Below are 14033 nucleotides of genomic sequence, written 5' to 3' on the forward strand. Positions count from 1 at the left end.
TATGTATGAAGTTGTTAATTATTGAAGATGATAAGCATCTTTCAGGAACAATTCAAGAAACAACAAAAGAGCTTTTTGAAACGGTACAAGCTTTCGATGGCGAAGAAGGACTATTTTTAGCAGAACAAAATATTTTTGATGTCATTATTTTAGACATTATGCTTCCTTATATGAATGGCTATGAAGTATTATCTGAACTGCGAAAGAAAAAGGTTACAACACCCGTTATTATGCTGACTGCTAAAGACGGCATTGATGATAAAATTCAAGGATTTAAAGTAGGTGCGGATGATTATTTAGTAAAACCTTTTCACCGCGAAGAGCTTCTCTTACGGTTAGAAGCAATGGTAAGGAGATCTGGAGGCATGCTGAAAGAAAATGTTCTTACATTTAAAGAACTAGAACTTAATTTAAAAAACAAAACCGCTTCGATCGGAGAAAATCTTGTAAAGTTAAACGGAAAACAATTTGATTTACTTGAGTATCTTATAAACAATAAAAATACAATTTTAACGAAAGAACAAATTTTTGACCGCATTTGGGGATTTGAATCTGACACATCAACTACAGTTGTTGAAGTGTATGCGAGCAATTTACGAAAAAGTTTAAAACCGTATCAATATGATCAATACATTAAAACATTCCGCGGCTTAGGTTATATGCTGACGGACAGCGGTGAAAACAATGATTAAAGAAAAAATCTTTCGAAAACAGCAGCTGAAATTTATGCTGTTTAACTTGATCGCGTTTACGGTTATTTTTACGATTTTCGGCGTAATTATTTTTACACAAGTTCAAAACACATTATTTTCAAAAGCTGACGAGGAGTTGTTAAGCTTCAAAGAAATGATTATGGATGATGAACGAGAATTTGACGATCGTCCCCAAAGAGATGAAAATGATTTTCCTCCTCGTCAAGACGGACCAAAAGATGGGCCAAATCCGAGAATTACCGTTATAGATTGGAATGAAGACGGTGAAATTGTTAACGAAGATCAAATTGGTTCCCTCTTTTATGACTATTATTTACAAGATTACGAGCTTAATAAAGACAACTTAAATACAATTACTAGTATGACAATTCATGATCTTTACAGTTTTCGCTATCTTCTTTTTGAAGATACTAATCCAAGCGATAATATTGCCTATACGCAGTTGATGATCAACGTTGACGCTGAAGAAACAATTTTAACTAATTTTCAAAAACTTATTATTCTTTTCTCAACAATTTTTACGATTCTATCCATTGCAGCAAGCTACATTTTATCGAAAAAAATGATGGAACCGATCATTCAGTCATGGAAAAAGCAAACAGAATTCGTAGAAAATGCTTCCCATGAGCTGAGAACGCCGTTAACGATCATTCAAAATAAATTAGAACTGCTGCTGACTACACCGCAGGAAAAAATTGCAAACAAGTTTAAAAATATCGCGCTCAGTCTTTCTGAAACACGAAGACTGTCAAAGCTTACGTCTGATTTATTAACATTAGCGCGAGCAGATTCAGCTGAAACACAGTTAATGAAAAAATCCTTTCATGTTGATTCGTTCGTTCAAAAGGTTTGTGCTCCTTATATTGAAATTGCCGAATCACAAGAGAAGCACTTTTGGCTGAATTTAAACTGTGATTTCACTATAGAGGCAGATGAAGTTCGTCTTCATCAGCTTTTAGTTATTTTGCTTGATAATGCTTTAAAATACACGAGTGAATATGACAGCATTGGCATAAAAACATACAGTGAAGATCACAAAATTGTCTTTGAATTAAGTGATACCGGGATTGGTATTAAAGAAGAAAACATGAAGCATATTTTTGACCGCTTTTACCGGGAAGACAAAGCGCGCTCTAGAGATAGCGGCGGCGTTGGTTTAGGACTTGCAATTGCGCAGTGGATTGTATCAAAACATGACGGCTCCATCAAAGTAAGTCAAAATCAAAATAAAGGGACAACATTTAAAGTTAAGCTTCCAAAGTAGGAGATCACCGCTGTGTGATCTCTTTTTTATATACTTAAAAATCCTTTAAAATTTTTAAGGTTCAGTTAAGGTTTGTCTTTCATAATGTGGTCATGGAACTGGTAAACAAAAAGGAGCATGATGAACATGAAGGCAGTGAGCTTAAACGGCGTAAAGGGCCGCCGAGAATTAAAACATGAAATGACGAAAATGGATTGCTTTCTTCTTCGCAATAAACTAAAGCATTATATGCAGAGTGACCCTCATGCGAAGAATGACGGAAAATATTTAATTCGAAGTGTTTATTTTGATAACTTTGATAATAAAGTGTTAATTCAAAAGAAAGAAGGACTATATGAGCGAGATAAGTTTCGCGTCAGGCTGTATGACTACAACACAAATTATATTAATTTAGAAAAAAAGAGCAAGCGCAATAATTTAACATATAAACAAAAATGCGCGTTAACAGCTGATGAATATGAACGAATTCGTCAAGGAGACATTAAGTGGATGGAAAATGACTCACGATTGCTGCTTCAAGAGTTATTCATCCAGATGACGATTTTTCAATTAAAGCCGTTAACAGTCGTTGATTATGAGCGAGAAGTATTTATTTTTGAATATGGCAATGTGCGCGTTACCTTTGATAGCTCAATTAAAACGAGCTTTCGAAATAATGATGTGTTAAATCCAAATTTACCGATGGTTGAAACAAACCCAGATATTGTGATTCTTGAAGTGAAATTTGATGAGTTTTTACCCGACGTGATCAAACATTTACTTCAAATTCATGACAGACGGAAAGGCACCTATTCTAAATATCAAATTAGCAGAATGTATGGTTAAAAACTAACAGTATAACAAACTAAATTTTCAGGAGGAAAAATAAAATGGAAAGTATTAATTTTAGTGATGTATTTAAATCAAGTATTTTAGAAAAAACAAGCAGCTTTTCAATAATTGATTCGATTATTGGCTTAACAGCTGCGTTTATAATTGGCTTATTCATTTACATGGTGTACAAAAAAACATTTACTGGTGTAATTTATTCCCACTCATTTAACATTTCACTTATCGTGATGTCAATGGCAACGGCACTTATTATAATCGGTATTTCATCAAATGTCTTATTGTCGCTCGGAATGGTAGGCGCGCTTTCAATTGTCCGCTTTCGTACACCAATTAAAGATCCAATGGATATTGTCTATATTTTCTGGGCAATTATTGCCGGCATTCTATGCGGCGCAGGCTTTATTCTTATTGCAGCAGTTGGCTCAATCTTAATCGGAGCAGTCATTGTAACGTTTATTAACCGTATTAAAGTAGAAAATCCTTATTTATTAGTCGTTCGATACAATGAAGCTTCTATCGAGAAATCATTAGAGCATGTAATCGCTGAACATGTGAAAAAGCACTGTGTGAAATCAAAGTCAATTATGCCAGGAAATGATCATGAAGTAACATATGAAATTCGCGTAAATGACAATAACACAAGTTTTATGAACAACATCTCAAACCTTGATGGTGTAAAATCAGCAATCATGTTAAGTTATGACGGAAACTTTACAGCATAATAAATTCCAAAAACTGTGCAAACAGAGCTGCAGCTATGTTTTGCACGGTTTTTGAATATATGGATGTTAAAAACATAACCGACTTTTACCGAATAACTGCTAACTCCGATAAAAGCCGCCATCTAAATGATAATTATGTGCTCGTATAAGTCATCACAAAATGCAAAACTGTTTCAGAAAGAGTTGGATTAATATAAGCATGCACTCGATCACCGTTAAACTGTATCGAATCATACTGATACAGGTGATAAATCTCATTTTCTACCTTGATTTTTACTTCACCTTCCATTACTGTTACATATTCAATTACTCCGACTTGGTGAGCGCCTGCATTGTATTCACTGTTCGGTTTTAAAAATGCTCTGTGCACTTCTAATAAACCATAACTAGAAGAGTTAAACATCGGCTCTAACGTAAGAGCTTCATTTGCACTTAATACTTTGTTTCCTTCATTTTTTCTTGAAATTAACACTTCTCTCTTTTCATTAAGCAGGGCTGAAATGGGGATAGCCAGCCCATTTGCGATCTTCCAAATCACGGTTAAGGACGGATTTGCTTCTCCTCTTTCAATCTTCCCTAGAGTTAACTTACTAACCGCTGTAAGATCAGCAAGTTCCTGCAGACTAAACCCTCTTTCATTCCTAATTGTTCTCAGTGTTGCACCAACTTGTTTTGCTAACTTTTCCGCTTCAATTAATTTATCGTTGTCACTCATAAAAAACACCGCCTAAATAATTTTTGATTAGAAATTTAACTACCTCTTTTTGATATATTATATTATACTTAAAATTAATTATAATTTACTTAAAACTTGAATGGAAAGGTGTGTAGTATTTTAATGAAGGAAATTACCATTGGCATATTTGCTTCAATGTTTTTCGCTGTAACCTTTATTTTAAATCGTTCAATGGAATTATCGGGAGGAAGCTGGATGTGGAGCTCCTCTTTACGATTCCTTTTTATGTTACCTTTTTTATTTTTCATTGTCATGCTGAGAAGCAGTCTTAAACAAGTATGGAATGAAATACTAAAACACCCGATTCAATGGATCGTTTGGAGTTTCATAGGCTTTGTCTTATTTTATGCGCCAATAACTTATGCCGCTTCCTATGGACCAGGTTGGTTAGTTGCCGGTACTTGGCAGATCACCATTGTGGCAGGGATTTTATTAACACCTCTATTTTTTGAAACGATTCAAACGAAAAGTGGTGTTATCAAAAGAAGGCATACCATCCAAAAGAAGGCTCTTTATATTTCGTTACTTATTTTACTCGGTGTCGTGCTTATTCAACTTCAAAAAGCAGAACATTTCTCTTTAAATGATCTAGTTTTTGGAGTAATCCCAGTTATGATTGCCGCATTCGCTTATCCATTAGGAAACCGAAAGATGATGGAGCTTTGCGGCGGCAGGCTTGATACATTTCAACGAGTATTCGGTATGACATTGGCAAGTCTGCCATTTTGGTTGCTAATAAGTGGAGCTGCTTTTATAAAGGTTGGCAGTCCTTCTTCAGAGCAAGTCCTTCAATCGTTTATCGTAGCAATCTGTTCAGGAGTAATTGCTACTAGTTTATTTTTCATTGCTACTGATCGAGCAAGAGAGCATCAAGGTAAGCTCGCAGCAGTAGAAGCGACTCAGTCTACACAAGTGCTGTTTGTGATTGGCGGTGAAGCTTTCCTTTTATCAAGTCCTGTACCTAGTGAAGCTGCAGCTGCTGGAATTCTTATCATTATTTTAGGAATAGTGCTGCACAGCTTCAGCATGAAAAAAATAAATAAAATTCACACTAAAAACATAAGCTTGTCTAACAGCAAAGAAAAACAGGTGTAACCAAAAACACTTACAGAAACAAAACAGCATTACTTCTAATTGAAGTAAAGCTGTTCATTAGTTGAAATACAAAGAAAACGAGAATAGCGTTTTCTTTGTATACTATTATTAAGCTTTCATTTTTCTATTAAACTCTTTCTTTATAACTTCAACTGGTTTTTCTTGAGGCTTTGAAAAATAATAGCCTTGAAACAGATCATAGCCTATTTCAATTAAGAAATGGAAGTCCGCTTCGGTTTCCACTCCTTCAGCAAGAGCTAAAGCGTTCATATCATGGGCAATCGTTAATACAGATTTTGCAGCCTCTTGTTTAGCTTTATCTTCACTCACGCCGTTCGTAAATTCGAATGCTAACTTCACAATATCAGGTTCCATTTCTGATAGCTTCTTCAAGTTATTATGTCCTGTACCAACATCATCTAGAGCATACTTAAAGCCGTGAGCTTGATAATAATTTAAAATTGATTTTAAGTGATCAAGATCGTTCACTTCATCTGTTTCCACAACTTCAAACACTACTTGTTCTGGTTTGATATTCATTTTCTTAATGATTTCAAATGTAGTCGATAAGCAGTGTTCAGGTGAATAAATAGCGGTTGGGATAAAGTTAATAAAAATTAGTTTATCCTTTATCATGCCGGCATTTCGAACAGACTGCATACGGCACGCTCGATCGAGAGAAAAAACACGCCCTCTTACTCTCGCTGCTTCAAACATTTTAAATGGAGGGATAATCCCCCCCCCGCTTTCATCAAGACCTCTTGATAAGAGTTCATGGCCAACTACATTTATCTTTCCATCCGCAGCACTTACAATCGGCTGGTAGTAAGTAGAAAGTAAGTTTTTTTCAATGAGGGTATCAATCCAGCTCGCTTCACGTTCGATTTTAAAAGACTCGACTTGTTTTAACTCATTTAAATTCGCTAAAGGATCAGAGACACAGGATAAAACTGCATATATATTATTGAGATTCAAAGTGAGCTTGTGCATAATCAATTAGATCAAAAAAAACAGGCTCCTTTACCCAAAACATTCTATTATTTATAAAATTCCATGACTCCTCGGGGGAGTTCTGGAAATAATCATTTAACGTTTTAGCACTTTCATTTTCTGCAAAATAAACGGTATAGCCTTTTACAGACGGCAGGCATACTTCACATCCCATTTATCCTTCTCCTTTATCATTCATTTTTCCTTCACTTAAAGTGCTAGTATATCACTTTTTTCCTTTTTTCTAAGTAAAACTGCTTATAATGCAGCTGCTATTTATAAAAAGAAGCTGAAAACAGTGCCTAACACTATTTTCAGCTTCTTAACGCTCTTTATTTTGTTCTCGATTTTCCCAAGCACTTACCTTATCGTCTTCATCAAACTCCACGATGACGTCTGTCACACCTTTTTCTTTTAATATTTTCTCTTCGATACGATCTTTAATATCATCTGCTTCTGCTAATGTGATTTGTGGATCAACTTCAATTTTGATTTCAACATGAAGCTCATCGCCTTCTTTTAAAACAGCAATTTCTTGGACATCTCTTACATCAGGATCTTCTAAAACTGCGCTGCCAATTTTATTTTGCATCACTTCATCAGCTTCTCCTAATACACCTGCTGCATTATCAAGAAATATCTTTCCAACAACATAAAACATTAACAGTCCGATAATAATAGATGCAATACCTTCTGCTTGATGAAATGGAGTAAACTGTGAAATTAAAACAGCTGCTAAAGCTAATAGCCCGCCAAGAGTGGCAACTAAATCTTCAAGAAAAACAAGTTTTGTTGCTGGTTTTGCTTTATTTACATTTGCAAAGCTTTTCGGTACAATACCCATTCCTTTTGCTTCAAGTCCAACATCATGAAGTGTTTCTTTCATTGCTTTAAACAAGACGAAAGCTTCTAAAATAATCGCAACTGCAAGCACACCTACATTAATAAGAAGTCCTTCCGATTCTGTTGGATGAAGAATATGATGATACCCTTCAATAATCGTTTCATAAGCCATAATCCCAACAACGAGTACAGCACCGAGAAGGACTAAATTCACAAGTCTCCCAAATCCGTTTGGAAAGCGCGCAGTAGGTGCTTTTTTACTGAGGGCAGAACCAATAAAAACGAAAAATTGATTGGCCGCATCTCCTAAGCTGTGCATGGTCTCCGCAAACATCGCTACATTTCCAGTTAGCATATAGGCAAATCCTTTTATAATTGAAATAATTGTGTTAATTATAGCTGCTAATAAAGCTGATTTACTACCCTTTTTTAGCAAAATAAATAGTTCGTTCATTTTATTCTTCCTTTTTAAGTAAGTATTATCTAGAAATATGCGAAAGTAAACGAATAATATAGACAACTTGCCTACTTTCTTATCCATATACTCTTCCCTTACGTTTTCATATTTAAACAAAATAAACTCATTCTCTCTATTGTAATTTCGTTAAAATTAAAAGAGAGAACCTAAAGCAGCTTTAGGTTCTCTCTTTTTTATAGGTGTTCGTTTCCTCTTCTTAATAACGGTTATCTAAAGAATTGTTAATTGCGTGATTTGTTTCTCTCACATTCTCATTGCTTAAACGACCTTCAGCCATTTCATCGCCTGTCCGAATTTCATCATTTAAATCATTAACGCCAGGATCCTTATCAAGTGCTACAAGATATTTCCCCTGTTCTAAGTCCTCATAATACGTGTTCAATTCATTTTCAGGGAGATCCATATTTGTTAAGCGCCCTTTAGGATTATGATGATCCATTGAAAAAAAGTCTTTTATTTTTTCCCACATTGTTTCAGAATGACTATTCGTATTGTTCGTATTCATCGTATTTTCCGGCTGTTCAACTGAAGCGGCAGTCCAATCATCTAAATAATTAGAATCATCTCGATTTGTAATCACTGTAATTTGAGAAGTAGGATATCCTCAATCACGTAAATCATCAATTGCACGTACCGTTTCCTCTAATGTATTGTATACACCAATAATATTTTTAGCCATTTCGTATTCCTCCTTAAGTTTAAGTGTTTTCATGCTGTTTACACTTACCATTTACCCGCTTCATGTCTTGATAAACCAAAGCGAAAGAAAATAAACCGAATGCCCTAAGGAAGATGACCTTTCAATTCGCTTCACCATATCACTCTACTTCCCTCTTCTTTCTAGAAAGTTCAATGTGTAAAAACAATTAGATTAGGGAATCAACCCTTAGAAGGTTTTTAGAGGAGGAAAAGCTAATGTGGATCCAAAATCGATTTTTTAAATACGCGTTCGGAGCTTTACTTGTTGTCCTTATTCTTTTCTTTTTAGGAAAAGTTGATTACCTCTTTACCCCTATTCAACAATTAATTACGATACTATTCTTTCCAATTATTATTGCCGGTCTTTTCTACTATATTTTACGAACACCAGTAGATTTCCTTGATAAACACATGCCGAAAACACTTGCAATCTTACTTATGTTCGCTGTGATTATCGGATTATTTTACGGGTTATGGTATTTTGCCGGCAGTATGATTGCAAGTCAAACGAATAATTTAGCAGCAGAACTACCGCAAAAGATCGAACAGACGGTTAAATTCGCAAAAGAATTTATTCGAAGCAGTAACTTTGAAATGATATCTGTTCATGAAGTGGAAAATAAGATCGCTGATTATTTACAGAGCTTATTTGATAGTGTCAGCCAAAATGTGATGACCGTTCTCTCTGCCATCACAAGTGTCATTACCGTTTTATTAGTTGTTCCGTTTATTATCTTTTTCTTTCTTCGAGATGGTGATAAGTTTCTTCCTTATTTGCTTCATTTTTTACCAAGGAAACATAAGGATGAAGGAAAACGTCTCCTAAAAGATATTGATAAAACATTGTTCACTTATATTGTTGGGCAATTTTTCGTTGCCTCTGTTAACGGTGCTTTCATGTATATTGGCTATTTAATCATCGGTCTTGATTTTGCGATTGTATTAGCACTGTTTGTTGTAATTACAAACATGGTGCCAATCATTGGTCCGGCAATTGGCGTAATCCCGGCGATCATTATCGGCATTAGTCAAGATCCATTTATGGTTGTAAAAATACTCATTGTTCTAACGATTGTACAGCAGTTAGAAGGAAATCTTGTCTCACCTTATATCCTTGGAAACAAGCTTCACCTTCATCCGCTAACTGTCCTGCTTCTTCTCTTAGCAGCCGGGTCTTTATACGGATTTGTAGGAATTTTAATCGTCATTCCGCTTTATGCGATCTTAAAGGTAACCGTGAAAAACCTTTATCGTTTTTACAAACTAAGATATAGTGAATGAATAAAAACTTCGGCATCTTTTGCCGAAGTTCTCTTTCGCTTCCTATAATTAAGGAACAAATGTAAAATTTACATACTTTTATTATTTTTGGGTATAACATACAACAGGACATGTTTATTAATTTTAACACTAAAAAATAGATGGAAAGGAAGAGTTAGAGATGGAAGATATGACAGTTTATATAAAAGAAGCAACTAAGGAAAAACCCATTCAAACACTAGAAGAAATTCTTATAGGAATGAATGGTGTTGAAAGAGCATTAGTGGATATAGAGGATGGAGAAGTAAAGATCACCTATAACGAAAACGAGATTGCTCAAGATCACATTTTAAACAGAATAAAAAACCACGGACTTCACATTCAATAACCGCTTCTTATATCCAGCATTTGAACCCCCTACTGTCTAAAAAGCACAGTAGGGGGTTTGTAACATCAAGCACCTTTTATGGAAGTCTCGCATAACGAACAACATTACTCATTGTTTCTGTATTTGGATAATTAACCCTTTTGTATTTTTCAATAACTTTTTCAAGGTCATACTCTACTCGTTCAATCGATGTCCGCACGCTCCCTTCATACACTTCAACAATCGCGTATGAAGCTTTCGGAAGACCATCAAACGGCAAACCAACACTTCCCATATTAATGAGACATTTTCCGTTTATGTAACGAACAAAAGCACGGTGTATATGACCATAAATATAAATAGAAGCATCTTTTGCCGCCATCATTTTTTGTTCAACTACGTTATCTTGTTCATTTGGGAGGACCACCTCAAATAAACTGTTTGGTGTCGCATGAAAGGCATGAATGTTTATTTCTTCTGTTAACTTTACTGTTAATTCTAATGGTAGATTTTTAAGAAATGCAACATCTTCCTTCTCTAGTTGAGAAACCGTCCAATCACGTTCTTTGTTCATCATTTCGAGAACTTTATCTGGCACTTCATCTTTTTCAACACCTCTTACAACCCACTCATCCGCATTTCCTTTTACAACTTCTGCGTTTAAACTTTTTACTAATTCCAGCGCTCGTTTTGGCTCAGGACCACGGTAACAAATGTCACCAAGAACAACAATTTTATCAACCTGTTTTGCCTCGATATCTCGAATAACTGCTTCAAGTGCATCCGCATTACCGTGAATATCGGATAAAAAAGCTATTTTCATTCCTACCTCTCCTCTCTAAATACTTTCATTTCCATTTTATATTGAAATGTTTTGCTTCACAAATCAATAAATGCTTATTCAACAAGAAAAAGTAGATTATATTTTATAAAAAATTATTTGTTAACCATTTATATTTATAAGTTGACATATTAATAGTTATAAATTACTCTTAAACTATGAAAATATGGAAATGAATGGGGGGATTACCTTGAATCAGTGGTTAGAATTAGCCGAACGTGTTATAAATGGCTATGAATTAAACGAGGATGAAGCACTTTCCATTTTAGACTGCTCTGATGATGATCTTTTATTGCTGCTTCATGGCGCTTTTCATATCCGAAAGCATTACTACGGAAAAAAAGTAAAATTAAATATGATTATTAATGCAAAATCAGGATTATGTCCTGAAAACTGCGGCTATTGTTCACAATCAGCGATTTCTTCTGCACCGATTAATTCCTATGCGATGATGAATAAAGAAACGTTATTAAAAGGTGCTGAGCAGGCGGCTAAATTAAATGTTGGTACGTATTGTATTGTCGCAAGCGGCCGCGGTCCGAGTAATCGTGAAGTTGATACCGTTGTTTCTGCGGTAACAGAAATTAAAGAAAAGTACGGTCTAAAAATTTGTGCTTGTCTTGGCATTTTAAAAAGTAATCAAGCGGCCCGCTTAAAAGAAGCAGGCGTTGATCGCTATAATCATAATATTAATACATCTTCTGATCATCATAGAAACATTACAACGTCTCACAGCTTTGAAGACCGTGTGAATACAGTGGAAATGGCAAAAGATGCAGGCATTTCACCATGTTCTGGCGTTATCATTGGCATGAAGGAAACAAAACAGGACGTGATTGACATGGCTCGAACGCTAAAAGCGCTTGATGCAGATTCGATCCCAGTAAACTTTTTACATGCCATTGACGGCACACCGCTTGAAGGAACAAATGAATTAGATCCACGCTACTGTTTAAAAGTGTTAACATTGTTTCGCTATACCAATCCTACAAAAGAAATTCGCATTTCAGGCGGCCGCGAAGTGAACCTTCGCAGTTTACAGCCGCTCGGACTTTATGCAGCGAACTCAATTTTTGTTGGCGACTATTTAACAACGGCTGGTCAAGAAAGTACAGCAGACCATCAAATGCTTAAAGATCTTGGCTTTGAAGTTGAATACGCTGAGCCAACACCAAAATCTACACATTAAGTCTCACTTACATCTTATTTATCTATTTTCAAGTTTTAAGGACATACCCTGCCTGCCCTTAAAACTTGAAACATCTAATTTTATTGCTCTTCATTCTTCTCTGGTTTAATCGCTTTAAAGGTTAACAAAGCGGCGGCGAGACTAAGTCCTGCTAAAAAATAAAACATTGTTTGTTGATTACCTTTCATCCAAATTGCGATAATTGGAGGACCAGCTGCAACACCGATAAAACGCATCGAGCTGTAAAGCGATGTAATAGCACCGCGTTCTTCTTTTTCAATTCCTTCTGTAATCATGGCATCTAAACATGGCAAAGACATACCAATGCCAATTCCACTAATAAAAAAGACAGCTAACATAAAAACCAAGTTATCAGAAAATCGTAAGGCAAAAATTGCTGCTGCAGCTAGCAGCGCTCCAATCAACGTAATCCACTTCATTAAAACAAGATTTTCTTTAATCACTTTGCCGCTAATAAAAGAAGCTGTACATAATGCTCCTAAAGGCAGTGCGAGAACTAGGCCTTTTTTTACGTTTTTAATGTTGTATGTATCTTCTAACATACTTGATAAATAAAAAAGCACCCCAAAGAGAACAAACATAAAAACGGCACCGATCGCAAAGATTGCTAAAAGCCAGCGGCCATTTGCACGAAAAATTTGCTTAACATCTTTCATGAAATCTTTAAAAGGTTTAGGCTCTTCCTTTGATTTTGGAGAATGAACTAAAAAAATAATTAAGATAATGGATACTGCACAAAAAACTGGAATCGAAAAAAACGGTAAAAACCAAATAACTCCGGCGAGAAAGGCTCCTAAAATAGGACTAAGCACCTTTCCAAGCGTATTACTCGTTTCAATCACTCCAAGAGTAGAGCTTACATCACTTTCTTTTTGAAACATATCTCCAACGAGCGGCAGCACAATCGGAGCCGCCCCCGCTGCACCTATTCCCTGCAAAACGCGGCCGATTAAAATCATCGTATAAGGATCTCCCACTTTCCATGACGCCCATCCGGATACAGTCCCGCCAACTGCGGCAATTGCAAGACTAGGTATAATAATAAGCTTTCTGCCAAATCGATCACTTAAATAGCCGGCAATTGGGATTAAAATAATTGCAACAATTGAATAAACGGTAATAATCATGCTTGATTGAAACGATGAAATACCTAATTTTTTCTCAATTGCCGGCAGTACCGGGATTAACATCGAATTTCCTAACGTCATAATCAGCGGAATGGATGCAAGAGAAACAATTGCCCATTTTTGACTTTTAATGTCTTTCTTCTTTTCACCCTGTTCCGATAATTTGGACAGGTTTTCTGTAAATTCCATTTTAATTTCACCTCTGAAAATTAACATTAAAAGCTTAAATAAGAATCCCTAAAACTTATTATGAGCTTTTTGCTTATTTTCAGTTATTCAAAATTATGGAAACATTTCTTTACACACTACCTTAAACTATTATTTGTATTGAGTTCGATTAATATATTTCCTATGAAGAAAGCATTTACTATAAAGATCCCAAAATAAAATAGAGAGCCTATCATTAACAAATAGCAAAATAAATTATTCAAAATTTCTGAACAGCTTCCATATTGTCATTTTTCTTGTTAAAATGCTTTTATACATAATAGGAGGTGGAACACATATGGCATTTGATGTGAAAGATTTAGGTCTTCCTTATCACAGCTTAGATGCAGCAGCTGTTGATAAAAGTCCAAGTGAGGTAGTTATTACAGATAGCAGTGAAAACGCGTATTATATCATTGAAGAAGATGCATTTGAAAATGGACCAAAACAAGAAGGATATAAAATTGTTGTAAATGCGGGAGAGTAAGCGATACTCTCTCTTTTTTATGCAATTTCAACTTTCATGAACTTCTGCTTCCAGCCAAGCATGTAAATGTCGTAGGATTCATTTCACTAAGCTGTTGATTACTTCGTATATCAAGGCTTGTTCAATGAATCCTACGATGATTTAAGTTTTACACAAAAAAGAT

The 14033-nt window shown here is 35.3% G+C and carries 15 protein-coding genes and 1 pseudogene; 9 read left to right on the top strand and 7 right to left on the bottom strand.

The annotated features are described in order from the left end of the window. Nucleotides 1–5 precede the first annotated feature (5 nt). The 4 genes from DS031_RS08065 (at nucleotide 6) to DS031_RS08080 (ending at nucleotide 3530) form a co-directional block, all read left to right on the top strand. A complete protein-coding gene (locus DS031_RS08065) occupies nucleotides 6–692 on the top strand; it encodes a response regulator transcription factor (RefSeq protein ID WP_113805423.1) in 687 nt (228 codons plus the stop codon). Then, nucleotides 685–1977 (top strand): sensor histidine kinase, encoded by a 1293-nt coding sequence (locus DS031_RS08070; RefSeq protein WP_113805424.1) that lies wholly within the window; start codon nucleotides 685–687, stop codon nucleotides 1975–1977. Before DS031_RS08065 ends, DS031_RS08070 begins: the two co-directional genes overlap by 8 nt. 126 nt (nucleotides 1978–2103) lie before the next feature. After that, the gene (locus DS031_RS08075; RefSeq protein WP_113805425.1) at nucleotides 2104–2802 is read left to right on the top strand and encodes a polyphosphate polymerase domain-containing protein; all 699 of its coding nucleotides are present in this window, start codon (nucleotides 2104–2106) and stop codon (nucleotides 2800–2802) included. 44 nt (nucleotides 2803–2846) lie between these two features. Next, nucleotides 2847–3530, top strand: a complete 684-nt coding sequence (locus DS031_RS08080; protein WP_113805426.1) for a DUF4956 domain-containing protein — start codon at nucleotides 2847–2849, stop codon at nucleotides 3528–3530. A 133-nt stretch (nucleotides 3531–3663) separates the two neighbouring features. Here the strand turns inward: DS031_RS08080 and DS031_RS08085 are convergent, their stop codons facing one another. Then, nucleotides 3664–4245 carry a helix-turn-helix domain-containing protein gene (locus tag DS031_RS08085; RefSeq protein WP_113805427.1) on the bottom strand — a complete coding sequence of 194 codons (582 nt, stop codon included), beginning with the start codon at nucleotides 4243–4245 and terminating at the stop codon, nucleotides 3664–3666. A gap of 123 nt (nucleotides 4246–4368) precedes the next feature. Here DS031_RS08085 and DS031_RS08090 point away from each other — a divergent pair, with 123 nt between their 5' ends. After that, the gene (locus DS031_RS08090) at nucleotides 4369–5361 is read left to right on the top strand and encodes a DMT family transporter (RefSeq protein WP_113805428.1); all 993 of its coding nucleotides are present in this window, start codon (nucleotides 4369–4371) and stop codon (nucleotides 5359–5361) included. A 108-nt stretch (nucleotides 5362–5469) separates the two neighbouring features. Here DS031_RS08090 and DS031_RS08095 read toward each other — a convergent pair whose 3' ends face one another. The 4 genes and pseudogenes from DS031_RS08095 to DS031_RS08105 all read right to left on the bottom strand — a co-directional run. Further along, nucleotides 5470–6336, bottom strand: coding sequence for an EAL domain-containing protein (locus DS031_RS08095; RefSeq protein WP_245947279.1), 867 nt, complete (start codon nucleotides 6334–6336; stop codon nucleotides 5470–5472). Further along, on the bottom strand, nucleotides 6323–6526 hold the full coding sequence (locus DS031_RS24085) for a hypothetical protein (protein WP_245947281.1): 204 nt from the start codon (nucleotides 6524–6526) through the stop codon (nucleotides 6323–6325). The genes DS031_RS08095 and DS031_RS24085 overlap by 14 nt, the downstream gene beginning before the upstream one ends. A 147-nt stretch (nucleotides 6527–6673) precedes the next feature. Continuing rightward, nucleotides 6674–7648: a cation diffusion facilitator family transporter gene (locus DS031_RS08100; protein WP_113805429.1), complete on the bottom strand. Its 975-nt coding sequence runs from the start codon at nucleotides 7646–7648 to the stop codon at nucleotides 6674–6676. A 220-nt stretch (nucleotides 7649–7868) separates the two neighbouring features. Further along, a pseudogene (locus tag DS031_RS08105) lies at nucleotides 7869–8264 on the bottom strand (hypothetical protein); the annotation flags it as partial. 323 nt (nucleotides 8265–8587) lie between these two features. On the opposite strand from DS031_RS08105, the gene DS031_RS08110 reads away from it, so the two are divergent. Both DS031_RS08110 and DS031_RS08115 read left to right on the top strand, forming a co-directional pair. Further along, nucleotides 8588–9652, top strand: coding sequence for an AI-2E family transporter (locus DS031_RS08110; RefSeq protein ID WP_113805431.1), 1065 nt, complete (start codon nucleotides 8588–8590; stop codon nucleotides 9650–9652). A gap of 160 nt (nucleotides 9653–9812) precedes the next feature. Beyond that, a complete protein-coding gene (locus tag DS031_RS08115; RefSeq protein ID WP_113805432.1) occupies nucleotides 9813–10019 on the top strand; it encodes a hypothetical protein in 207 nt (68 codons plus the stop codon). 76 nt (nucleotides 10020–10095) lie between these two features. On the opposite strand, the gene DS031_RS08120 is transcribed toward DS031_RS08115, so the two are convergent. Continuing rightward, nucleotides 10096–10821: a metallophosphoesterase family protein gene (locus DS031_RS08120; protein WP_113805433.1), complete on the bottom strand. Its 726-nt coding sequence runs from the start codon at nucleotides 10819–10821 to the stop codon at nucleotides 10096–10098. Nucleotides 10822–11029: 208 nt separating this feature from the next. On the opposite strand from DS031_RS08120, the gene bioB reads away from it, so the two are divergent. Further along, nucleotides 11030–12028 carry a biotin synthase BioB gene (gene bioB / locus DS031_RS08125; RefSeq protein ID WP_113805434.1) on the top strand — a complete coding sequence of 333 codons (999 nt, stop codon included), beginning with the start codon at nucleotides 11030–11032 and terminating at the stop codon, nucleotides 12026–12028. 80 nt (nucleotides 12029–12108) lie between these two features. On the opposite strand, the gene bcbE is transcribed toward bioB, so the two are convergent. Next, nucleotides 12109–13365, bottom strand: a complete 1257-nt coding sequence (bcbE, locus tag DS031_RS08130; RefSeq protein WP_113805435.1) for a bacillibactin exporter BcbE — start codon at nucleotides 13363–13365, stop codon at nucleotides 12109–12111. Nucleotides 13366–13681: 316 nt separating this feature from the next. Between bcbE and DS031_RS08135 the strand changes: the two genes are divergently transcribed. Next, nucleotides 13682–13870 carry a hypothetical protein gene (locus DS031_RS08135; protein WP_113805436.1) on the top strand — a complete coding sequence of 63 codons (189 nt, stop codon included), beginning with the start codon at nucleotides 13682–13684 and terminating at the stop codon, nucleotides 13868–13870. The last annotated feature ends 163 nt before the right edge of the window (nucleotides 13871–14033 follow it).

This window comes from Bacillus taeanensis, from assembly GCF_003318295.1.
Classification (GTDB): domain Bacteria; phylum Bacillota; class Bacilli; order Bacillales; family UBA6769; genus Maribacillus; species Maribacillus taeanensis.